The organism is Liquorilactobacillus hordei DSM 19519, from assembly GCF_019443985.1.
Lineage (GTDB): Bacteria > Bacillota > Bacilli > Lactobacillales > Lactobacillaceae > Liquorilactobacillus > Liquorilactobacillus hordei.
Genome location: NZ_CP049303.1, coordinates 2,117,142 through 2,141,983 on the forward strand (window position 1 = coordinate 2,117,142; position 24,842 = coordinate 2,141,983).

Genomic DNA, 24,842 nt, shown 5'->3' on the forward strand with positions numbered 1-24,842 from the left:
ATGGATAGTCCTAAGTCCCCATTATAATAAACTATAAAATACATCTCAAATTTAAATAGCATAAATCTGTTAAAACTTGTAAGTTTCATTTCTGATAAATAATATAGCAAAATATTCAACTGCTACTTGCTTTAATTATTTTTTCGTAAAACTTATTTGATTGAAATATCAATAAACTTTCCTTCAACAAAGTCATATAATCCTTGATCTGTTAATTTAAGTGAAGGGATCACAGGTAATGTTAAGAATGACAACGTTATAAATGGATCAAATTCTAAATTATTGCTATTACTTATTTCCTGAAATGCCTCAATAATATTGTGTAAGTCTTTGGCAGCTTCTTGATATGGCTTATCTGACATCAGTCCTGCTATGGGTAACGGCATATCTGCCAATACTTTGCCAACTGAAGTTACTGCTATTCCCCCGTTAAGTGCAGTAATATGTTGAATTGCAGCGTAAATCGAATCGTCATCACTTCCAACCGCAACAATATTATGCGAGTCATGTCCAACCGTTGTTGCAACCGCACCATTTTGGATGTTAAAGCCTTGTACCAAGCCTATTCCGTATGTCCCTAGATTTTTGTGGCACTCAACCACAATCATTTTTGAAATATCTTGTTCAAAATCATTAACAAATTTACCATCTTTTATTGGAACCTTCTTCTTAAGATGGATAGTCTCAATATGATTAGGGATAATCCCAATTACATTACATAAAGGATTGGATAATGATAACGCCAAATCTTTAAGCCTTAATCGCTGATGTACTGTTTTCTGTCCAAACTCAAGCGTTACAGTATCATTTTCATCAATCCATTTACCAGTCTTCATTACTTTTTCAATCTTGACCTCATTCACATCTGATAGAATTAACAAGTCTGCAACGAATCCTGTGCTAAGTGCTCCAAAGTTCATTAACTTATGTGCCTGTGCAGCATTATAACTAGCAATTGTATATGCAGTTTCCGGTCTAATTCCATTTTGAATTGCTAATTTAATAGAATAACTTATCCCCCCCTGCTTTATCAAATCACTAATCAATTTATCATCAGTACAAAAAGCAAACCTTTGCGCATTTTCTTCGTTCACGGCCTTAATAACTTGTTTAAGATCTCTTTCAACAGATCCCTCTCTAATAAAAGTCCAAAATCCCGCAGCAACACGTTCAAGAGCCTGTTGCTTGGTCGTACATTCGTGATCAGTGTCAATCCCGACCTGACGATAAACATCTAACTGTTCAGTATTTAAGCCCGATCCATGTCCATCAGCATGATATCCTAAAGATTGTGCATCTTTAATTTTTTGCATCATATCGTTATCACGCCGCGCAACTGCAGGATAATCCATCACCTCTGCCAAGCCTTTTACTTCTGATTCCTCATACAAAGGTTTTAAATCTTTTGCATCTAATTTTGCACCATTATGTTCAAAACTGGCACATGGTACAGAAGACGGGAGCATAAAGGAAATATCAAGCGGTGTTTGGCGTCCATCACAAATCATATATTTGATGCCCTCAGTTCCACAAACATTCGCGATTTCATGCGGGTCAGTTACAATTGAAGTTGTTCCCGCAGCTAAAAGAACTTTCCCCAATTCACTGGGTGATACCATTGAACTCTCAATATGTACATGCGCATCAATCATTCCAGGCACTATATAGCGATTCTATGCATTAAAATATTCTGCTGCATCTAGCTTAGCATTGCCAGTTGCTACTATTTTCCCATTATTAATCCATAACTTTTTTTCTTCAAATTGACGACTATAGACATTCAAAACCTTTCCATTTTCTATACATAATTCAACTTTCCCACTCATCACTATCAATTCCCCCCGTACACCAATAAAAAACTCTTGTGTTACATACTATTCTCCCAAAAATATAAGTTGCAAGACTGTAACAGTAATACTTTACGATAATTTTAAATTTATTGATTTTAGCTGGCAAAAAAAACAAAAGTCAGTAAAATTTGTACACTAATACGAAACTATGAACATGTTCTGGTTTACTATGATTAATTTTGAGTTGAGAATAGAACAACGATTTATCTAGCACGTTTATCTGGAATAAAAATAGAGGTCAGATCAAAATTTAACTTTTAATCCAGCCTCCAATATATTAAACATATCTCAACAAACAAAATTGTAATACTTTTAGTACTCGCCCCAGTACTTCTCTATTGTCGTCTTACCGACACCGGGATTAAAACTATTTGTTGGATCATTCTTCTTATAATGTGCTACTAATGCCGGTGCTGCTTTATACAAGTGTCCAACATTATGCTCTGCAGGGTAGATCGCACCCCTTTTATCCAATAACTTCAACATTTCTTCCTTTAATTCATGTGGATCCACACCAGGTTTTAAAATATAATCTTGGTGCATAACATGGTCCAAGAAATGCCCGTAATATAACTTGTGTTCAATCTTATCTTCAATTTCTTTTGGCAACTTTTCAAACCAATCATACTCATTGCGTCTCAATGCAACATCAATTGGTAAAATATCAGTAATCGTGTCTTGGAAGACTTCTTGATAGCGAATTGCAATTCCAGCGGTTACATAACGATGTAATTCAGCACGCTTCGTTTCTTTCGCAGTAGCTTCAAAATAATCTCCTTCAGCAGTTTGAAAATACGTCTTTAAATATTCACGCGCTTCTTGAATACCATCACCTTCCATTTTTAGAATAAGGTAATGTTCATATTTTTCGTGAAATTCTTCTAGGCGTTTCGGAAGTTGATTTGGGAATATCATTCCTAACTTCTGCAAAACTCTATCTGGTAAATATGGTTTAATGAAGTGAAAATGCCCCAAAATTCTTTCTGCTGTCGCTTTTAATGAAAACAAATATGGTAAGAAATCCGTTCCCAATCTATCAATAACTATTAAGGAATCTTTTCCATATTTTTTTGCCAGAGTATAGGCTTCACTGTGCATATATTCACCCGAAATCGGTAAATTCTTAAAGTTTTTCATGATATGGCGTCTGAGATCTTCCAATACATTAGGATGATTGGTTCCTATATAGAAAACTTGTGATGCTCCATCCTTAGGGAATGTATCAAGACGAACTGCAAAAGTTGCAACTTTACCTGCTGAACCAGAAACCTCATACAATTGGTGTGGATCGGCGTTATAACGTGCTGGTGTATCAGCCTCAACATCACGTACACGTGCCTGATAATTTGGAATATGTCCATAATGTTCAGCCTTCTTTACATTATCAACATCAAAATTACGCTGTTCTAAATTAGTTAAGATTTCCTCTGGAGTTGTTCCTAAATCAATCCCCAAATGATTGACCAAATGCAGTTCATCATTCTCGTCAATTCTTGCATATAAGGATAATTCAGTATAAGCTGGTCCACGTCGAATCAATGCACCACCAGAATTATTGCTGACTCCTCCAACTACAGAAGCACCTAGAGTTGACGAACCAATTACTGAATGTGGCTCACGATTAATTGGCTTCAAAGCATTTTCCAACTTAAATAGTGTCGTACCAGGAAATGCTAGCACCTGTTCTCCATGGTTAATCAGTTGCAAACTCTTGATACGATGACCACTCACAACAACAACTTCACGATCATATCCTTCTGCAGGTATAGATCCTTCTGTTAAACTTGTATTAGAAGCTTGCATGATAATAATAATATCATGCCGATGCAGTATTGTTAGTACCTGCCAGAGTTCTACTAAATTTGCTGGAAATACGACAGCCAAGGCATCGCCCTTACCTGAACGATATCCCTTTCGAAAACGGAGTGACTTTGCTTTATTTGTAATAACATGTTTTTTCCCGACAACTGTGTTTAATTCTTCTACTGTTGACATTTTTTCTCCCTCACAAAACAAAATTTATATCAAATACCTATATTTTAATATCTGTGTAAAAAACATCTTATAGGATATATTATTAGTAAGTGTATAATCAAATTTGATAAAAGCTATAACCATATGTTATAAAAAAGGAGTACTGGTGACTATGAACATTCAAGATATCCAATATTTTAGAAAACTGTATGTATTAAGAAATTTCTCAAAAGTCGCTAAGTTCTACAATGTTAGCCAACCTGCTATTAGTAATTCAATCAAGCGCTTAGAAGTTTTATTTGATGCAAAACTAATGATTCGTGAATCGTCCCGTAAAGAACTTCTTATCACACCTGCAGGGGAGCAACTCTTTCAGCATTCAATTAGAATTATCAATGAATTTGAAACGGCTAAAAAAGAAATTAACCGATTGAATGCAAAAGTCTTTAATCTAGGCTTGGCCTCTGTAATTGAAAATACATATTTTTACAAAATCGCCGAGAGACTTAATGATAAAGGCTTGTTAAACCACATTAAAATCTATGAATCAGGATCTAACAGTCTTCGAAAATCTCTTCAAAATGGTAAAATTGATGTTGCCTTAATTGGTTCTCTAAATACTGAAAAGCTCTCTGAAATCACACAAAATGACTTAATAATTCAAAATTTTGCTACAAGTAATTTCCATATTTTCTTATCAAAAAAGCATCCTTTAGCACAAAAAAGAGGAATTTTCTTTTCCGAGTTAAAAAATGAAAACTTCGTATTATTAAACCAGAACTTTGTCCATTTGAAAGTCGCACAGATTTTATCTAAAGCTAATAATTTCAAGCTAAATGTCGTCCTCGAAACCAATAATGTAGGTTTTCTAATGGATATGGTCTCTCAAAACGTTGGCATCACTATACTCTCTGAAGTTGCACAAAATAATCATCCAGGTATCGTAAGCATCCCATTGCTAGATAAAATTCAACCACAACTAATTGCAAGTATCGCTTATCGACGCAATCATTATTTTACAAGTGAACAAAATAAATTATTAAACTTCATCGCAAGCGAACTAGGAACCGAAGTTGATCTTTAATAATCAATCTCGCTGTTTAAAAAATTAAATTTCAATTCATTCGTCTATTTATTACCCATGGCCACGTTTTATAAGTTAAAATTCTGCGTCTGATTTTGAAGTACTCATAACAAAATACTTGTCACGTTCATAATTTTTGATTATTCCTCTAATTTCCCCTATTTATGTTACGTGTTTATTTTGCTTACTACTTTTAGCTTCAGCATATGTATAAATGTTTAAATATTTATTTGCATATGTCCCCAAATATACATCTTTGACTTCCAAGTTTTTACCTACTAATTGTTTTTGGAGCCATTCAATACTGTGTCCTGTTTCTTCCAAAATGGCTTCATTTATTTGTCCATCCAAAATTAAGGGATATTTGATTGTTTCATCCCCATACTCAGTAATTGTTAATTGTCCATTTTGCTCAAGAATAGCTAACTTTACTTGCTTAATATCTGAAATCCCCTCAGTTCGCAAACGAAATGTTAAATCGTTAGCACTCATTCCATTTTTCAGTGCGGTGGCGACAATTAATTCTCCGTTTTTAATCAAGGTCTGTGGTTTCCCGTCAATTAACCACTTCATATATTTATTATGCTTTGTGATAAATCTCAAAACTGTTACTAGTAACGTCCAAATCAATAACACTAAAATATATTGCAAAACAGTAATGCTTTCATTGTAAATCATGCCTCCAACAATTCCGCCTAGAACATAATTTTGAACTTGGTCAAGGGCATTAATAGGAGCTAAGTTACTTTTTCCAGATAAATTGATTTGCAAAATAATTGTTAACAATCCAATTGCTAACTTAATTGTTATATCCGTATAGGATAACATTTTAATTTTTCACCTCACCTTCACGTAATGAATTGTACGATTAATTAAGACAGACTTAGACATTGTAAAGCTACTGCTATCATCGTTCACTTCTATTTTATAGAAGCATTTTCTAACTTTAATCAACATCCCACTAGTAACATTAGTTGTACTTGCCCATACTTGGTCTCTTTTTACATGTTTTTCTTTTGCCACGCTCTGAACAATTCGAATTACTTGTGATTTTTGACTATATTCATTTCTTACGTTCTGCCATTCATTTACCTGACTTCCAATAACTAGAAAAAGCAACAGCATCATTATCACAAATAAATCACGATATTTTAATTCTGTCCGCTGCCGCCACCAAAGTACCCCCATAATAATAGCAATTATTGCTACGGTGGCAATACTAATAAGATAAAAAATATTTTGCTGATTATTTTGATGAACTAGGTAATCATAAGAATAAAAATTCATTGCAAATTTTCCTTTTCTTTTATTGATAATTTTTATGATATTCTGAGCTACTCTGATACAATTGCACTTCAACATTTAATTATCACAATTGTTCATAAATTCAATTAATGTTCGCTTTAATTCAAAAACACTAATTAATACAAAAAAGGAACTTCTAAATCAGTTCCTTCATTTTAAATATTCTATACTTTTATTTAGAACATTTTTATTTCTGAACTTTGTAGCAAGTCTTCAGTAATCTCAACTTGGTTTAACTTCGTGTCATCATATGCCATAAAATAATAACTCAAATTATCTAAATCCATGACTGCCTTATATTGTGTATAGTCGGAAACGTCCTTGGCTGTAACCTTAACACCCTTAGGAATATCCACAGCATTTAAGATATGTAACACTGCATTAACACCCGCTTTTGTTCCCTTCACTGGGGCAGAGTATTGACGTAAAAATGCGGCTCTAACAAATCTTGATGCTGCTGTATAGTCTCCTGGTAAACCTAAAGCACCAGACCCTGGACCATCAGAAACAGTTGTATAATCGCCATATTGCTTTGGCTCAAATTCCGTAGGCTGTAAATTTGTATAATGGTTTAAATTATCCAGATGCCATGGAAACTCTGGTGAATTAGTCATAACGCCAACTGAATTATGATAAAATTTTGACCCATCCTTTGTTATTTCTAAGACGCCAGTATTTCCTGTTTTGTCTGCAACAATCCAATGAAGTGGAACATTTACTTGAAGCAACGGATTTATAACAGCTACTACGTTAATTTTTTGACAATAATTCTCAAATTCCGCAACTGATTCAATATTTCCTAAAGCCCATGATACCATCTCGGTAGATGCTATATTCAAAGCGTCTTTTTTTGATTTTTCATTATACTTTGCGTTCTTTTCAAAATACAGTGAAGCTATTGAAAAACCTCGTTCATTAAAACCATCCGCAAATGTAAAACCGTCAATGTCTTTACCCATTCCGATAAAGCCATATTTACTTACAAATTCTGTATCTGGAACTAATGATTTAAATTTATATTTTCTTGGAACATAAACCGGCTTTGCATCTAATTCAAATGAAAAGTCCATTGTTCGAGCTGAAAAATGCAGATTGTCTGATGTTAAAAAAGTGACTGCTGTACACATATATTTCCACTCCCTCATTAACTAATTAGTTCACCTTGATGGTAGATCTATTCGCTTTATATATCAAGAAAAAGGTAATATCTACATCATTATAAAAACATTCTAGAAAAATATAATTTTCATCATATTTTTACAATCACAAATTAAATTCTAAGTTTATCCTTATTAATTCTTAATTTTCAGAAAAAAAAACCGATTAGTTGAGTGTAGGTGTTCTTAAATGAAGAGGAGTGTCTTTTAGATGAAAACAAAAAAGAGTTTAGGAAAATTTGTCTGGAACTTATTAGTATGGTTTACGGTGATCACCGCCTTCTTAGTAATGTTTTTTTCATACATTTCAACAAGGTCAATGATGACTACCCGCAATGAGGTCAATCAAAGAGGAGCTGTCAATACATTAGCAGCCAGCAATGATGATCTACATACTTCAACAAATCAAGAATTAAATAAATTAGCATCATCGTCTATTTTTACAAAATCAAGTTACAATTCTAAGGACATTCGCTATGCACTAGGGATGGTTAAAAAAGGTAACACTAAAATGGAACAAATTGAGTTTGGATCTACTAGCGGTAAGATGATTACCTTTACGGAATTACCAACTGGCTTTGATCCCCGCGAGCGTCCTTGGTACAAAGGAGCAATTAAAAAAAATGGAGAAGTTTTTTGGACAAGCCCTTATAAAGATACAGGAACCGGTAAAATGCTAACTACAGCTGCAATTGCAGTGAAAAACAAGCAAGGGAAAGTAATTGGTGTTTTAGGAATTGATTTGTCTTACAATGGTGTTCAAAAAACCATTTCAGGTTTGAGCATCGGAAGAACAGGTAGTGTAACACTTGTATCTCAGAACGGAACTGTAATTGCCTCTAAGGGTAAATCTAAGAATTATACTTTTGACAGCGGCAAGAATATTACCAAAAACTCTGTATTTAAAGCGATTAAAGCTGCAAAGCAACAACAAGGAGTTTTGCGAGTTAGTGACAGCGATACCGACCAGATTGTTTATAGTAAAAAAGGCAGTGAATGGTCCTTTGCCGTTGTAGACAAAAATGATTTATACACCGAACTACATACCGTGCTAATAATTTCAATTATTATCATGCTTGTATTGGTAATCATTGTATCATTTTACGCACTATATGCATCAAAATTCATTAAAGAAACAGTTGCGGTATATATCCAACATTTTGAAGCCGCTAGCAAAGGTAAATTTACAAAAATAAGCACTCCTGAAGATAAGAATTTATTTAATACTTTCTTGCATTCAAAAGAACTAGGACTTTTGCTCAGTAGACCTGACAAAAAAGGCCATGAGTTTAATCAGATTTCCTATCATTACAATGAAATGGTAGCCGCTGTGGGCAAAGTAATTCGTAGCGTGCAAGAAGAAAGTGTAGCAGTTGCAGACAAGTCGAAATCCTTATTAGATTTGTCACAACAAACAAGCAAAGCCACCGAAGAAGTAGCGCAAGCAATCACAGGCGTTGCAGAAGTGACGACTTCACAGGCGCAGGAAACTTCGGATAGTGTAAGTCAATTAGAAAACTTAACCACTATTATTAGTAATCTCGGAACAAAAATCGAGAACATGCTAAAACAATCTCGGAACTCTGGTAAAATGAATCAGGAAAACTTGACACTTTCTAATCACGTTGCAAATAATTGGGAAAGTGAGCTTGCTAAAACAAAAGAATTAGGCGCAAGCATCAAAGCTTTAAACAAACAAGTTCAAAGTATCAACAAAATTGTATCTGTTATCAGTGGTATCTCACAACAAACTAACTTATTGGCTCTAAATGCTTCAATTGAAGCTGCAAGTGCAGGTGAAGCTGGAAAAGGTTTTGCCGTAGTTGCAACTGAAATCAGAAAGCTCTCAGATCAAAGTAAAAAATCGACTAAAGAAATTATTGAAATTTTAGGGAAAATCCGCGGTGATGCAGATGAAATCGCAAATAAAATGAATGTCTCTATTGAAGGCGGAGAAAAGCAAACTAAGTTGATTGAGAATGCTATTACATCTTCCAAAAATGTCTTTGATGTAAATCAAGAATTAATACTTGGAATCCAAGAAATTGAAGAAGCTAGCAAAAAAATTGAAAAGATTCAAAATAAAGTTCAAGCAAGTTTGGAAAATATTGCTGCTTCTACTGAAGAGAATTCGGCTGGCACAGAAGAAGTTTCGGCTAACTCAGAAGAGGTTCAAGCATCAATGGAAGAATTTACTAACCATGTGGCTAAATTGCAACAGTCATCAGTTACATTAAAAAAAGTTGCTGAGACTTTTAAAATTTAAATTTATTTTATTTCCGTTTAATCTAATAGTTTTGAGTTCAGAAAATCATTGTCCCATTTGAGAATTTAAATATTTTTATTTAATCACTGTTGCACATAGATTGTAAAATTGTTACCCGTATAGAGGATAGATAGAGGGATGGGATGAAAAGTTAACTTTTGAGGCTCTTTGTCAACCGCTGTTGATGGGAAATTTTTAAAAGAAAATCAATTCATTTTCGAATTGGTTTTCTTTTTTTTATTCGAATCGTAAATTCAATTCTAATCCGGGTGTAAAAATGTGACCAGTTTCTATAGCCGTATGCCGTGCGTTTAATTTGTTTGATTTTGCGATTAACACCTTCTAGTGGGCCATTTGAATAGTTGCTTGCCATCATGTTTTTAATTAATGGTAGATATTTGCGATAGGTCTTTATTGTAGTTTCAAGCTGTGGGCTGACTTTGTCAGCTCGATTTAGTGTTTTAATGAACTTTAAATAATCACGCTTTCTTAAGGCATCAACTAGGGAATGCGCAACGAAGTAAGTGTGTTGGTAGGTTGAATCTAACTCAAGACCTTGCCAGACTAATTGTTCTTGGGTGAACCAGTTCTTTAAATGCGCAAACCATTGTGGTTTACGTTGATTTAAGCCAGAATAAGTTTTTAAAAATAAACGCCAGTGATGTTTGAGAACTCGATATTCTCGTGAATTTTGAGTGAATCGATGCATTAACTGTACGCGTGTCTGGTTCAGTGCTTGGAGTCCCATTTGAACTAGATGAAAGTTATCGGCGATAACTTTTGCTTCTGGAAAAATTATGTGAATTACGGATTGATACTGTGCATTGAAATCAATAACTACTTGTTTAACTTTCCTACGTTCAGCTAAGGAATAGTTACTTTCAAAGTGATTTTGGATACTTCGATTAAGGCGATTAGGTAAAACAGAAACTAGCCGATGTGTATCACCATCAATGGCAATAAAACTCATCTGATGACCAGTGGAGCGAAATTCATCAAAACACAACGTAGTTGGTAAGGTAAGCAAGGCGGTCTTAGTCTGAATCGCTAATGAATCAAGTACTCGATTAACTGCCACTGGTGAAACATTTAATTCCTCTGCAATATCAGTAATACTACGATCTTTAGTAAGCTGTAGAATAATCATCTGTTTGGTATCTTCTGAGATTTGACAGTGTGGTTTAACTAGCGACGTTTCAGCACTAAAAGTATGTTGCCCTCTTTTGCACAGATAACGTTGTTTAAGCAGTTTTAAGATAACTGGTCGTTCTTTGATAGGTGGCATCCTGACGTTGATCAAATTAGTTCCAAAACGGACTACTTGGGATTGGCCACAAAGTGGACAGCGCTTTATCGAATAAGTTAATTTGGCATGAATGACTTGTTTCTTGGGATCAGAATTGTCAATACTGATACATTTAATATTTGGGTCTTGGATTTGAAGTATATTTTCGATAGAATAGTCTTGGGACATGTTTTCTCACTTGCCTTTACTTTTACTTTGGTTGGTATGTGGTGGTGCATTTGGGAACTTGTCCTTTTATTGTACATGAAAATTGGGTGTTGATGGAAGTTCATCAACACCCAATATTTTAGAGCCACTTTTGATCCCATCCCTCTATTTATTACTCATAAATGTGGTATATGAGTTTAAATTCTCCATCTAATTTCGAATTGATCATAACCAAACCAAAAGCTCAATATGTACAATACTTCAAATTAGTACTCAACTTTGTACCGCCTCAAAAAATTTGAATATCTATATCAAGTTTTCTAAGGCTTTTCACTTGTTTTGATTATATGGAAAATGGAATTTGTTGAAAAAACTAGATTATTTTTATCAGGAAATTATTGTAACTGATAACTTTGAGCTTAATTGAACAGTATGTATCATTTTCACCCATCAAATCGGGAAATTTATCCACACCTAAGATTTAACAGCTAGTATCTCAGACATTTATAGACTAGCTTATTTTTTTATTTGAAATTCATACACGATCAGCTCTCATCTCTAACAATAATACTTGTTTCAAATTCAACCTTTTATTCTTAAAAAATGTCAAACACAGTTTCGCTTTATATAGCTCACAATTTATCTTCTTTAAAAATGACAAAATAAGAAAAAGCTACAAAAAAGAGATTGGGTCAAAATAACTCTTGACCTAATCCCTTATTCATTATAGCAAAGATGCCTATTAATTTTATCTGCTCTTTTTTTCGAATTTAAAACTTGCTACAACCTTCTTTAAGGTATCAGCCGTATTTCTTAATTCTGCAATATGGTTAGTAAACTCTTCCATTGACGCTTGAACTTCTTCTGAATTAGCCGAAACTTCTTCAGCACCTGCCGAGTTTTCTTCGGTTGATGCAGAAATATTCTCTAAACTTTCTTCTATCTTCAGTTGAACTTTCGTAATTTTTCCACTAGCCTTTTCAATTTCTTGAATATCTTGAACCAACTCTTGATTTACACTAAATATAGCTTTCGAAGAACTGATAGCTTGATCTAGCAATTCAGTCTGATGTTCACCGCCAGATACAGAGATATTCATTTTTTTAACCATTTCTTCAGAATCTATTTGAATTCCACCTAAAATATCACTAATTTCTTTTGTCGACTTCTTACTTTGATCTGAAAGCCTTCTAATCTCGGTTGCAACCACAGCAAAACCTTTCCCAGCTTCACCTGCTCCTGCAGCTTCAATTGAAGCATTTAGAGCTAATAAATTTGTTTGTTGTGAAATACTGTTAATTACATTAATAATCTTATTGATGTTCTTAACTTGTTGATTTAAATTACCTACACTCTTTTCTAATTCTTGCATATTAGCTAACTCTTGTTGCCAGCTATTTGCAACTTCGTCCGTAATATCCAGATTTTGCTGATTTAATTCACTTGAGTTTGATGAACGTTCATTCATCTTCTTGACATTATCATGTAACGTAGTAATGACATCTGATAGATCTCTAACTTGCCCTACACTAGCCGAAGTTTCTTGCGCCTGCGAAGTCGTCACTTCTGCAATTCCAGTAATTGCTTGTGCCACTTCTTCAGTAGCTTTGCTTGTTTGTTCCGACAATCCCAACAAAGAAACTGATTTATCGGCAACAACTTTGCTTTCTCCTTGTATCTGTGCAAAAGACTTACCAACAGAGTCTATCATCTTATTATATTGATATGAAATTTGATTGAACTCATTACCATCTTTATCAGGGGAACTCATTTTTTTACCCAGTTTCGTCGGTTGCGTATACAATTTGAAACCTTTCTTTTCACTAGATGCCCTGATTTTAGAAAATTCACCTCTGCTAGCTGCTTCAAAATGCTGGGTATAAACTTGCACAGCTGCCTTAATTACTTTAGAAGTGTACCCTGCATACAGACCTGCAATGATTAACATCAACACTATAACAATAATCGTAATCACAAGGATTGAATTCAATTCACTGTTTAAATCATTACTGTCAACTACAGCAAAACTCCAATCAGTACTTTTTTTGCTTCCTTTATCGAAGTAAACCTTACCCACATTATTAATCCGTAAAATTCCTTTTTCGGCACTTGTATTAACAATTGCTTTAAAGATAGCCTGATTTTTTATACTTTTTCCTTGCTTAAATGTATATTTTTGAGATTTGCCTTTTGAAACAATTACCGTCCCACTCTTATGAACCAACGTCACACTTCCAGTTCGACCAATCTTCATATCTGCAGTTGCATCAATAATCCCATTATAACTCAAGTCAAGTTCGAGTACTCCCACTTGACCACTAGCATTCTTCAATGCGAGCGAAGCCGTTGTTACAATCTGGCCAGTCTCTGCATCTTTATAGGGGGCTGTCCATACAACTTTGCCAGAAGAAGCAATTGCATTTTTATACCATGGACGTGTACGCGGATCGTACCCACTTGGCATTTTCGATAATGTAAGATAATTGCCATGCTCCTATCCTAGTATTTGGTACATAAATTTCTGAACAGTTATGCCATAATTAATAAAACAAGATAGGAGCATTCCAATGAAACGATATCAAGATGATTTTAAAGCCAGCATTGTGAAGATGCATCGTGAAGAGAAAAGATCTATTCGCTCGCTTTCCGAGGAATACGGTGTTTCTCCAGCCGCAATTCATAACTGGGTTAAAGGCGCTAAATCAGTTGAGCTAGAAGACGGTACTGAAGTAACGTCCAAAGAATTCAAACAACTTCAAAAGGAAAATCAGCGATTAAAGGAGGAACTTGAAATTTTAAAAGCTGCGGCGGTGTTACTGGGAAAGCATTAGGACGAATTAATTGCCTTGTCTTCATAGAAGATCAGTTATTGCGACACCGCTTATCAATTATTCTTTCGGCACTGAAATTACCGCGTAGCACCTATTACCATTGGAAAAGATATCAACCTAGTCAACACGAACGTGTTGATAATCAGCTCAAAGAAAAAATTAAATTGATTTGGGAAAATAATTATCGTGCCTATGGTTATCCACGAATAACGATGGTGCTTCGCAAGTCAGGCATCCGTGTTGGGTCAAAACGAATTTTACGATTAATGAGGGAAATGGAGATTCACTCTTTAATGAATCGGCGATTTAAAAAACCTGGCACTCATGTGGATCATTCACAACGCCCCAATTTAATCAAGCACCAGCCCAATGCAAGGATATGGCGTGCTGACATTACTTATTTGGAATTACGTCCAGGAACCTGGGTTTATCTCAGTTCTATTTACGAACCAAAGGTTCATCAAGTTCTTGCTTTCAAGATTGGTCGTCAGATGGAGGCGCCGTTAGTTGTAGAAACGATTAATCAGGCGCTTGAATGTCATCAAAAGCCACAATATTTTCACTCTGACATGGGTTCACAGTACACCAGCAACGAAGTTGAAACTTTACTTGAACGGCATCAGATTAGCCACTCATACTCAAAACAAGGTTATCCTTATGATAATGGGCCAATTGAAGCTTTTCACTCATTGTTGAAGAGAGAGTTTGCCTTTCAAACAACTTTTTCCAATTTTGAGGACTTGGTAATCCGAACCTCAAATTACATCAGTTGGTTTAATTCCGACAGAATTAGAACGAGTGTTTAGAAAAAGATGTGCCATTTATTGACATAGGAGCACCATTCTTTGTAGCAAAACCACTATATTTAACTTGTACATTTGCGTTCTGTACGTCTTTTAATACCTGTTTAATATCACTATCATTAAATGATTTGCTATTAAATACTTTGCCTGCAGCTAGTCTAAAAAGTTCCCGTTGCGTGGAGTCTTTAAAATTACTATTGTTTCTTAACAAAGATTGAGCAGCACTTTGTTGACTAAGCAAATTTCGCTGTGTTAACAATCTTGTTGTTGAAATGTACAAGCTCACCATCAATACTGCCACTGTCACTAATGTAATACTAAACACTATTTTCCCAATGTACTTACCTAAACTTTTTTTCATATGATGCACCATCCCTTTATAAAATACTCCAAGATGTATTATCGGTAAATTCAAAGAATATTTAAGTAGCTTTAAAAAGATAGTGTTTGTTAAATTCAAAAAAGTCTGGTATAGCAAAAAAATTAAATTAAGCTTATAATTAAATATTAACTATTGAATGTAACGGAAAGAAGCAATGTTGATTTTTACTTTAACTTCCATATATATTAACCTCTAATTTTAGACTTAATCATTAATGTAATCTTCTTGTTGCAACAAACTGTACAGTGCACCATATAAATTCGCATTATTTTCAAACCGAGCCGTCCTTATCTCGGGTCGCGTTAGTGTTTTTTTTATTAAAGGAAGTTCCAATAATATCTCATCATACTGCTGATTAATTGTCTCAATTAACAGCGATTGCGCACTTATACCACCGCCAATTGCATAGATTGACAAATCAATGACACTTTGAACGTTCAAAATCAGATAAGCAACCCGGCGACAATATCTTCTAAAAATATCCCAAGCTAATTTATTTTTCAGATTAAGTTGTTCAAAAACAGCTAGTCCATCTTTTTTATCTGGTAAATTCAATGCAGTTGCAATTTGTTCAATCATTTTTACAGATGAACAACTCATCCAAACCATTTTGTCATATCCTTTAAGTTGATAATTATTAACCATAAAACTCAGTTCTCCTGATTGAAAATGACTTCCTTGTAGTAACTGATTATTAATGATAATTCCACCACCCACACCAGTTCCAAGAATGATTGCTGCTGAGTTTTTTTTATTTTTTAAAGTACCTAACCATAACTCAGCCAATGCCCCTGCCTTACCAGTGGGCACAATCAAAATTTTTAATACTAGTCGTAATGAATGTTTTAGTGTCATTATTTTACCTGACAATAATCAAAAAATATTAATTCTTTGGTGCAATATCCAAACAATTTCTACCCTTGGTTACTTTCGTGATAGTTTTCCAAGTATTAGTTTAGAACGCCTCACTTCATATACTAAAGTCCTATATTTTAGTCTTTTTCAAAAGATTCCATTAATTGAGCAACCACATTTTATTAGTGACTTGGCATTCATCACAGAAGAGAATGATGACACAAATAATCGAGAATCTGATACCTATCATAATAATTATTATAAAGAAAGATTAATGCTTAAAGCTCTCGAGAAGGGTATTCTTGCAGAATTCCGTCCCCGCTTAGCCGACTTTATCAATAGTGGAACTTTTGGAAAAATGGCTTCTGGAAATGAATTGCGTAATAGCAAAAATATTCTCATCGCAGCTACTACTCTCTTCACACGTGCTGCAATCAAAGGAGGAATTTATCCAGAGTCTGCATATGCATTAAGTGATCGATGCGTACAAAAAATTGAACGTTTAAGAAAAATTGATAGCATTATTGATTTAACACAAGAAATTGGTGAATTATTCGTTAATCGCGTTAGATCCGCGCAAAATTTCTCCAATTCAAATTTAATCTTTTTGATTAAAGACTATATTTTCAAACATTTAAACGAACCTGTTAATTTATCAATCATGTCAGAAAAACTTGGTTACTCAAAAAATTATCTGTGTTCTTCTTTTAAATATGCTACTAATCAGACTATCGTTAACTACGCGAATGAACAAAAAATACGCGAAGTTCAAAGCCACCTAGTGTTTTCTAATAAAACAATTACCGAGATTTCTGGACTATTAGGTTTCTCAGATCAAAGTTACCTAACTAAACTTTTCAAAAAGTATTTAAATACTACTCCTACTGAGTTTCGAAAAAGGTACCATATCTGAAATTTATGTTATTCTTTTTACGAAATAAAAAGTCACGCCAACTTATTCTAAATTAGTAAATAAGCTTGCGTGACTCAAAAATTTAAATCTCACATTAGTTTAGTTGTAGTGACTCTTATAACATGTAATTATATTTTTCTTGCCTTCTGTGATTCTTTGTATCTCATAGTAGCATGACTAGACCTACCAGTAACCTCAGTTGCAGAGAATGTTTTTTCTTCAATAACGTATTGCGGACGGTGCTTTGTTTCAATATATGTTTTCCCAACATATATTCCCACCATACATACAGTTACTATTTGAAAGCCCGAAAAGAAGAATATTGATACCATTATTGAAGTCCAGCCAGATACGGTATGCAGATAGAAGTATGTTCCAACTAAAATACAAAGTCCAATTCCACTTAAAAACATTATCAAAAACCTTAGGTACATAATTATTCTAATCGGTGAAATCGTGAAAGAGGTTATTCCATCGACTGCAAAGTTAATCATTTTCCGTAATGGATAGTGACTAGTACCCGCCAATCGTTTCTTTCTCTTGTAATAAACCTTGTTCGATTTATAACCCAGTGTTGGGACAATTGCCCGCAGAAATAAGTTTTCTTCATGATATTGAAGTAACGTGGAAACCGCTCGCTTAGATAGCAATCTATAATCCGAATGATTGGGTACTAGATCAACACCCATTTTTTTCATCATCCAATAAAAGAATTGTGCAGTTTTTCTCTTAAAAATTGTATCTGATTTTCGATCATTTCGAACAGCATAAACAATGTCATTTCCTTCCTTATACTTCTCAACCATCTCCGAAATGCAGGCTACATCATCTTGTAAGTCCGCATCAATCGTTATTATGATATCAGAATACTCATTTGCCACTGTCATTCCAGCAAGCAACGCATTTTGATGTCCAAAATTTCGACTGAAACTTATTCCTTCAAATTCAGACTTCTTTTGAAGTTCTTTTATAATCTTCCATGTATCATCAACACTGCCATCATTCACGAATAACAACTTACTTTTTGAACTGATTTGCTGTTTCTAGATTAAATCAATCAATATTTGATCTAACTGCTTTGAACTTTCTATCAATACTTCCTCTTCGTTATAACATGGAACTACAATTGTTAATAATGGTTCAGACATGACATCACCTTCTTTTTAGTCAAGTTCATAAAGAACACTTGATTGCTGTTGACCCATACCACCACTCATTTTCCCAGCAGTATTACTTTTCTTATTCTTCTTATTTTTAACCATTTTACCCATTTTGCCCATCTTCTTTGGCTTCTTTCCTTGGAATTTCGCCATATTCTTCTTGCCACCTGGTCCACCTTTTGCGGATTGTTGTGGCCCACGACTACCCTTCTTACTCATACCAGATGGTGTTGTACTTGAAGAATTTCCTCCATAGGTGCTTGCACTAATCTTCTTACCATGTTTTTTGACCCAGCGCACAATCGCATTGTTATTAGTATGACTGGAAATATAGAAATACTTGATTTCACCTTTCTTAACCAGTTTTTTAAACTGTTTAAGTGTTATCGCATTATCAGTTCCATTGTATCCACCGATTGTCATCACTGCTTTTTTGGTTTTAATAATGTATGGTGCAGCTGTATTTGAATCTGTTGTTGCAAAAAGATATTTAACTTTTGATCCATTATGTTTCTTAAGATAACTGATTAACTTAGTATTTGCGGAGCTATCTCCTATTGACCCAGCACTTTGCCCATTTCCACTAAGCAGACTTGGACCAGAAGTTGGAATTGCTGCTGATTCTGCAGAAATCGTTGGAGTAAGTGACCAAAAAGCTGGCAACCAAAGTAATCCAAGTAATCCAACTGCTGTGAACAATTTAACCTTTGAATAATTAAAGATGATGAAAATACTCATTATCACTGAAATTACAGCAACAACAATACCAGCAATAACAGAATATTCCCAAACGAAGAATGCTTGAAGTATACCATTGGTGATAATACCTACTCCCATAATTCCTCTAAGCCAATAATTTTTCTTACTTGGAACTGTATTCAAAGATTCAATAAAGGATGATATTCCAACGGCTGCAAGTACGGCAATTGGAGGTGCCAACATTATTGTGTAATATGGATGGAAAAAACTGGCAACACTAAAGAATCCTGCTACAGGTACTAACCATCCGGCCCAATATATTAATTGCTCCTGCCTACGATTAAGCTGCCACCATTTTTTCTTAGTGTCATATGCTGCGAGATAAGCAATTATCAACCCAACCAATGCAAGGGGAAGATACCAACTAATTTGTTGTCCAAGTGCCGTTTGGAATAAACGTGTGACCCCAGCAGTTCCTACATTGAAAATACTGTTTCCACCACCAGCATTATTTCCAGTTTTTCCAGTCCCCTTAGTCATACCAGGAGTTTTACCACCTGCTTTATTCTGTTTATTAGAATTAGTTAATTTCTTAGTATTTGGGGCTTTGGTTTTTGTTCCTTTCTTACTATTACCCATACCGGTAAAAGTACCACCAGTCCCAGTAGTCTGACCTAGCAAACATTGAGTCCCGTTATACCCAAAAGCCAAGTTCAACACTGAATTAGTACTAGATGAACCTATATAAGGACGATTTTGCTTACTTACTGAATCAACGGCTAACGGTCATGATAATGTAAAGACTATCAGCGCAATTGTCCCAACAACACTTCCCCATAAAATTCTCTTCCAATTCTCCTTGCTGGCAATCCAATAAAAAACATACATTGCCGGAAGAATCATAAATGCTTGTAACATTTTAACGTTGAAAGAAACTCCAACGAGCGCAAAAGCTAAACCTACTAGCCAAATATTATGTTTGCTGACTGCCTTTTGTAAAACATAACATGCAAGTAATAAGAAGAATACTAATGTTGCATCCATATTATTTGTTCTTGCATCAGCTACTACAATTGGAGTCAATGTCATCAAAAGTGCAGCTATTCGTGCAGCTAAAGTTCCAAAATATGGTTTAACCATCTTGTAAATTAAAAATACTGAACCTAAACTAAATAATACGGATGAGATGACTATGCTCCAACCATGTAATCCGAAAATTTTTACAAAAATGACCATAAACCATAGTGCAACTGGCGGTTTATCGACTGTTATAAATCCTGCTGGATCAAAACTTGCATACCAAAAGTTTTTCCAACTCTCTGACATACTAATAATTGCAGATGTATAAAAGGAATTTGCACTACCTGCCTTCCAGATGTTCCAACCATATAAAAAAGCGGCTAATACCAGTATTGCAACTAACCATAAATCGATTTTTACGTGTTTCTTGGGGAAAACATTTTTTCTCTGTTCCATCACCACTTCACCTCTCTCAATAAATTTAATTTATCAAAGAAATTTGAAATTTTCGTGACAATCTTTGTAATTATTTTTTCCAAATCCTAACTTTTATTTAAAAACTTAAAAATTCAATTTCCTTACACAATATTCCGCATATCTTTAACCAGATTTCTTGCAATGTTATTATGCTTTATATTTAAATTTTCGATAAAAAAAAGCCCTCCGAAGAGAGCTTTCTAATTCTATCAGCAAGATTGCAGGTATTCTATAATTTATATTAACTGACTTTGCCCACCTCAATCAGTTAGTAAAATTTAGAATTGATCAATCAGTATCTGGCGAATTTCTTCTAAACTAGGTTGACGTGGATTTGCTGGTGTACATTGATCGTTGTAAACCAAGTCCACTAACTTATCCAATGAAGCTTCAAAATGCTCTTTAGTAACACCATTTGCTGATAATGTTGGTGTTACTTCAACTGATGTCATCAACTCTTGGATTTTATCACAAAGCTTTTCAACTAATTCAGCATCATCCTTGCCTTGAATTCCAATAAAGCGTGCGATATCTGCATAATCTTTTTGACCACTATAAACTTCATAACGAGGGAATGGTGTACGTTTTACCTTGCCTGCAACACCATTGAAGTGAACAACATGCTGCATTGCAATGGAGATTGCTAATCCATGAGGTAGTCCAAATTCACCACCTGTTTTATGTGCTAATGAATGGTTAATTCCCAAAAATGCGTTAGCAAATGACATTCCGGCTAAACAAGCAGCATAATGCATGTTCTCGCGAGCCTTTTCACCTTCGCGTGTTGGATGTTTTGCATCAAACTTATATGACTCACTCAAGTTTTCAAATACTAACTTAATTGCCTGTAATGCCCATGGGCGAGTAAAGTCTGAAGCCATCACAGAAACGTATGATTCAAGCGCATGAGACAATGTATCAAGTCCTGACCAAGCAACCGTACGTTTTGGTACTGTCATAACAAATTCTGGATCAACGATTGCAACTTGTGGTGTTAACTCATAATCTGTCAATGGATACTTAACATGCGTTTTATCATCGGTAATAACAGCATATGGTGTTACCTCAGAGCCCGTACCAGAAGTAGTTGGAACAGCTACTAATTTAGTATTCAACTGATGATGGAACTTAACAATTCGTTTTCTGATATCAATAAACTTCTGTTGTAAGCGAGTAAATAGTTCACTTACTTGCTCGTAACTATCTAGGAATCCTTCTGGTTGATCAATTGAGTATTCATAGATGAAGCGTGCAATCTTAGCTGCATCTAGAGCAGATCCACCACCAATAGCAAGAATCGTATCTGGTTTAAATTGTTCCATTTGTTTGGCAATTTCAATTGTTTGGCCTAACGTTGGATCAGGCCTTACTGTCCCATAAATTGAAGTCTTTACAGGTTCATCACGTAAAGCTAATTGATCATAAAGTTTATCAACGAATCCGAATTGAACCATTCCAGGATCAGCAACGATAAATGCACGATTAATATGTTCAACTTCATCTTGCAAATATGAAACTGCATTTTTCTCATAGTAGATCTTTTCAGGTAATCGAACCCATTGTGGGCGATTACGACGCTTTGCGACTGTCTTTACATTTAATAAATCGTTGGTTGATAAATTATGTGACAATGAATTTTTCCCCCATGATCCGGTTCCGAGTGTCATACTTGGACGCAATGCATCAGAATAAATATCACCTATTCCACCAAGTGAATCAGGTTGATTAACCAAAATTCGTGCAGCCTTAGTCTGATCTGCATAATCATTGATAAACGGATCTGACTGCGAACCAATTTGAATAGCTGCGTTATGACCGGCACCTTGATAGTTGAGTAATGCACTAACAATTTTAATACCATCTTGCCTATCCTTTGCTTTATATACCGACAGTAATGGGGAAAGTTTTTCAGAAGAAAGTTTTTCACCAATATCTTTGGCATCAAGCTCAAACAACATAACATCTTTATCCTTTGGCAAGTTAACACCTGCTTGAGTCGCAATCCAACTAGCTGGTTTACCGGCTACGGGACCATTAACACCGTGTCGATCATTAAAAACAAAATCTGCAATCTTTTGATAGTCCTTCTTAGGAACAATATAAGCTCCTTTGTCTTGCATCTTTTTTAACCAGTCATCATAAACAGGTGCTTCAACAATAACTGAATTTTCAGTTGCACAAATCATCCCATTGTCAAATCTTTTAGATAGCAGCAAGTCTTCAACTGCTCGATCTAAATCTGCAGTATGGTCAACAAAAATTGCACCATTTCCTGCACCAACACCCATTGAAGGATTTCCTGATTTCAATGCTGCGTTAACCATTCCAGGACCACCGGTTGCCAAGATTGAAGCAATTTTCGAATTGCGAATCAAAGCTGTTGTATTATCTAAGCTTGGTACTTCAACCCACTGAACAATATCCTTTGGCGCACCTGCAGCGATTGCAGCATCATACAATATTTTTGCTGCATGAGCAGAGCATTTCTGTGCTTGTGGATGAAAGGCAAAAATAATCGCATTTCGTGTCTTAAGTGCCATCAAAGTCTTAAACATTGCCGTTGATGTTGGATTAGTAGTAGGAACAATCCCAGCTAAAACGCCTAATGGAGCAGCAATTTTAACTTGTCCCGCAACTTTATCTTCACCAATAATACCTACTGTTTTTTCATCTTTAATCAAATTATATATATTTTCAGTTGCAAAACGATTCTTTGTATCCTTATCTTCAACAACACCACGTTGGGTTTCATCTACAGCTTCATGTGCAAGTAACAATGCTGCTTCAGAACCTGCTAATGCTGCGGCTGCAACAATCTTGTCAACTTCTGCTTGGGTATAAGAAGCATAAGCTTTCTCAGCAACCAAGGCCTTCTCAACCAAATTATTAGTATACGCTTCAGCTTGTTCATATTTTTTCGCCTTTTCTTCAGGGGAAAGAGCTTTTTTAACTTTTTTAGTAACCGTCATGTGGTAATCCTCCCTAAGCATAACTTACTTTGAATTATTTGTGAAATAAATCACTATTTTTGGTACACCCTTATATTAACGCTTTCAATTGTGAATTACAACACTTTTATTAAATAAAATAAAAATAATTTTTTAGTACTGTAATGCCTAAAAATCAACCGTTTAATATAGTGAAAAACAAATAATTGACAAAAAATTTAATAGTGTTACCATTTTATGTGAATATAATCACATTTTAAAAAGGGGAATTTGTTGATGAAAAAAGTATTATCAATCAATTCTGGTAGTTCATCATTGAAAATCAGTCTATTCGCAATGCCAACTGAGCAACGTCTAGCAAAAATTATGGTCGATTACTCAGATGAAACTAACCAGTTAGTAGCTATTACATTGCCTAATCATGAATTAATTGTTCAGCACTATCATAATAAACTATCACCCGTAGAACTAGCCTTGAAGTTATTAACAAAACACAAAGTAATTAATAATCCACAAGAAATTGCTGCAATTGGCCACAGAATAGTTGCAGGTGGTGAGCTCTTCCAACGTTCAATAGAAATTACAACTGAAATAATGCAAAAGCTGGAAAGTATTAATGAACTAGCTCCATTACATAATCCAGCAAATATAGCTGGAATTTTGGACGCACAACAATTATTGCCTAACTGTCCTCAAATTGCTGTTTTTGATACTGCTTTTCATACCGACTTACCTCCTGAAAACTTCTTATATGCATTGCCACTTGAATATTATCGTAAATATAGGATTAGAAAATATGGAGCACATGGTACCAGTCATCGTTTTGTTGCCCAGCAAGCAGCTAAAATGCTCCATCTACCGCTGAATGAACTAAAACTAATTACCTTGCATTTAGGTTCTGGAGCTTCCGTGACGGCAATTAAAAATGGTAAAAGCTATGATACTTCAATGGGTTTTTCTCCATTAACAGGTTTGATGATGAGCACTCGCTGTGGTGATATTGATCCTTCCGCACTAGTTTATTTATTAAAACACCACGTTTTTTCAGACATGAATGAATGTATGGAAATTTTAAATAAACAATCCGGACTATTAGGAGTCTCTGAACTTAGCAAAGATATGCGTGAAATTGAACGAGCATCTACAGAAAATCCACAAGCAGCACTAGCAATCAAAATGTTTGTAAAACGTGTTTGTGATTATATTGGTTCATACTGGCTAGAATTAGGTGGGGCTGATGCTTTAGTTTTTACTGGCGGAATTGGTGAAAATGATTGCCACTTGCGGGAACTGATTAGTGAACGTTTAAGCTGTCTAGGAATTAATTTTCAATCACAGCAAAATCAAAGTCGTGACTTACCTTTCGACTTTGCTTCCACTGATAGCCAAGCACGTTTACTTGTAATTCCAACAGATGAAGAATTAATGATTGCAAGAGATGCATACTCGCTACTTTCAAGCAAACAATTATGTAACCAAACTGCTGTTAATTATTAATAATATACGTATTAATTGATCAATAATCTCCAATACTTTTCTTTACTCACAAAAATAAATGCTTAAATTTCCTACATTACAGAGACGTAAGTGTGACACAAGTTGGGAAAATTTGATCACTAACTCAAATTTACGGTCATAGCGAGTACTTGGCTATGAGTAATTAGA

The 24,842-nt window shown here is 34.8% G+C and carries 18 protein-coding genes and 1 pseudogene; 5 read left to right on the plus strand and 14 right to left on the minus strand.

Annotated elements, in window-relative coordinates; translation table 11 throughout:
- Positions 1-152 precede the first annotated feature (152 nt).
- The 3 genes from ade to dld all read right to left on the minus strand — a co-directional run bounded on the left by ade (position 153) and on the right by dld (position 3,845).
- Complete coding sequence (gene ade / locus G6O70_RS11555) at positions 153-1,661, minus strand: adenine deaminase (RefSeq protein WP_309137215.1); 1,509 nt, start codon at positions 1,659-1,661, stop codon at positions 153-155.
- A gap of 12 nt (positions 1,662-1,673) precedes the next feature.
- Positions 1,674-1,829 carry a hypothetical protein gene (locus tag G6O70_RS12370; RefSeq protein WP_309137216.1) on the minus strand — a complete coding sequence of 52 codons (156 nt, stop codon included), beginning with the start codon at positions 1,827-1,829 and terminating at the stop codon, positions 1,674-1,676.
- A gap of 333 nt (positions 1,830-2,162) precedes the next feature.
- On the minus strand, positions 2,163-3,845 hold the full coding sequence (dld, locus tag G6O70_RS11560) for a D-lactate dehydrogenase (RefSeq protein WP_057869666.1): 1,683 nt from the start codon (positions 3,843-3,845) through the stop codon (positions 2,163-2,165).
- A gap of 151 nt (positions 3,846-3,996) precedes the next feature.
- On the opposite strand from dld, the gene G6O70_RS11565 reads away from it, so the two are divergent.
- A complete protein-coding gene (locus tag G6O70_RS11565; protein WP_057869667.1) occupies positions 3,997-4,908 on the plus strand; it encodes a LysR family transcriptional regulator in 912 nt (303 codons plus the stop codon).
- Between the two features lie 162 nt (positions 4,909-5,070).
- Here G6O70_RS11565 and G6O70_RS11570 read toward each other — a convergent pair whose 3' ends face one another.
- The 3 genes from G6O70_RS11570 to G6O70_RS11580 form a co-directional block, all read right to left on the minus strand.
- Positions 5,071-5,736 (minus strand): DUF421 domain-containing protein, encoded by a 666-nt coding sequence (locus G6O70_RS11570; protein ID WP_057869668.1) that lies wholly within the window; start codon positions 5,734-5,736, stop codon positions 5,071-5,073.
- A gap of 9 nt (positions 5,737-5,745) precedes the next feature.
- Entirely contained in the window at positions 5,746-6,195 is a 450-nt protein-coding gene (locus G6O70_RS11575) for a DUF3290 family protein (RefSeq protein ID WP_057869669.1), read from the minus strand.
- Positions 6,196-6,389: 194 nt separating this feature from the next.
- Entirely contained in the window at positions 6,390-7,340 is a 951-nt protein-coding gene (locus tag G6O70_RS11580; protein WP_057869670.1) for a choloylglycine hydrolase family protein, read from the minus strand.
- 241 nt (positions 7,341-7,581) lie between these two features.
- On the opposite strand from G6O70_RS11580, the gene G6O70_RS11585 reads away from it, so the two are divergent.
- Positions 7,582-9,636, plus strand: a complete 2,055-nt coding sequence (locus G6O70_RS11585; protein WP_057869671.1) for a methyl-accepting chemotaxis protein — start codon at positions 7,582-7,584, stop codon at positions 9,634-9,636.
- Positions 9,637-9,847: 211 nt separating this feature from the next.
- On the opposite strand, the gene G6O70_RS11590 is transcribed toward G6O70_RS11585, so the two are convergent.
- Complete coding sequence (locus tag G6O70_RS11590; RefSeq protein WP_219934280.1) at positions 9,848-11,110, minus strand: ISL3 family transposase; 1,263 nt, start codon at positions 11,108-11,110, stop codon at positions 9,848-9,850.
- A gap of 727 nt (positions 11,111-11,837) precedes the next feature.
- Entirely contained in the window at positions 11,838-13,553 is a 1,716-nt protein-coding gene (locus tag G6O70_RS12375) for a methyl-accepting chemotaxis protein (protein ID WP_057870475.1), read from the minus strand.
- Positions 13,554-13,656: 103 nt separating this feature from the next.
- Here G6O70_RS12375 and G6O70_RS11600 point away from each other — a divergent pair.
- Positions 13,657-14,726 (plus strand): IS3-like element IS1163 family transposase gene (locus tag G6O70_RS11600; protein WP_219934255.1). Its coding sequence is split into 2 segments (ribosomal slippage): positions 13,657-13,885 and positions 13,885-14,726, totalling 1,071 coding nucleotides; the frame shifts between segments, so codons are not numbered across the junction.
- Here G6O70_RS11600 and G6O70_RS11605 read toward each other — a convergent pair.
- Together G6O70_RS11605 and G6O70_RS11610 are read right to left on the minus strand one after the other, a co-directional pair.
- Positions 14,710-15,084 carry a hypothetical protein gene (locus G6O70_RS11605; protein WP_157047976.1) on the minus strand — a complete coding sequence of 125 codons (375 nt, stop codon included), beginning with the start codon at positions 15,082-15,084 and terminating at the stop codon, positions 14,710-14,712. The two genes, G6O70_RS11600 and G6O70_RS11605, sit on opposite strands and share 17 nt — an antisense overlap.
- A gap of 225 nt (positions 15,085-15,309) precedes the next feature.
- Positions 15,310-15,891 carry an ROK family protein gene (locus tag G6O70_RS11610; RefSeq protein WP_258236140.1) on the minus strand — a complete coding sequence of 194 codons (582 nt, stop codon included), beginning with the start codon at positions 15,889-15,891 and terminating at the stop codon, positions 15,310-15,312.
- A 16-nt stretch (positions 15,892-15,907) separates the two neighbouring features.
- Between G6O70_RS11610 and G6O70_RS12295 the strand changes: the two genes are divergently transcribed.
- Positions 15,908-16,873: an AraC family transcriptional regulator gene (locus tag G6O70_RS12295; RefSeq protein WP_233419188.1), complete on the plus strand. Its 966-nt coding sequence runs from the start codon at positions 15,908-15,910 to the stop codon at positions 16,871-16,873.
- 128 nt (positions 16,874-17,001) lie between these two features.
- Here the strand turns inward: G6O70_RS12295 and G6O70_RS11620 are convergent.
- The 4 genes and pseudogenes from G6O70_RS11620 to adhE form a co-directional block, all read right to left on the minus strand.
- A pseudogene (locus G6O70_RS11620) lies at positions 17,002-18,021 on the minus strand (glycosyltransferase family 2 protein).
- Between the two features lie 15 nt (positions 18,022-18,036).
- A complete protein-coding gene (locus tag G6O70_RS12480; protein ID WP_309137217.1) occupies positions 18,037-19,413 on the minus strand; it encodes a mannosyltransferase YkcB-related protein in 1,377 nt (458 codons plus the stop codon).
- A gap of 105 nt (positions 19,414-19,518) precedes the next feature.
- The gene (locus G6O70_RS12485; protein WP_309137218.1) at positions 19,519-20,208 is read right to left on the minus strand and encodes a glycosyltransferase family 39 protein; all 690 of its coding nucleotides are present in this window, start codon (positions 20,206-20,208) and stop codon (positions 19,519-19,521) included.
- A gap of 299 nt (positions 20,209-20,507) precedes the next feature.
- A complete protein-coding gene (gene adhE, locus G6O70_RS11630) occupies positions 20,508-23,198 on the minus strand; it encodes a bifunctional acetaldehyde-CoA/alcohol dehydrogenase (protein WP_057870217.1) in 2,691 nt (896 codons plus the stop codon).
- A 255-nt stretch (positions 23,199-23,453) separates the two neighbouring features.
- On the opposite strand from adhE, the gene G6O70_RS11635 reads away from it, so the two are divergent.
- Positions 23,454-24,674, plus strand: coding sequence for an acetate/propionate family kinase (locus tag G6O70_RS11635; protein WP_057870216.1), 1,221 nt, complete (start codon positions 23,454-23,456; stop codon positions 24,672-24,674).
- Positions 24,675-24,842 lie beyond the last annotated feature (168 nt).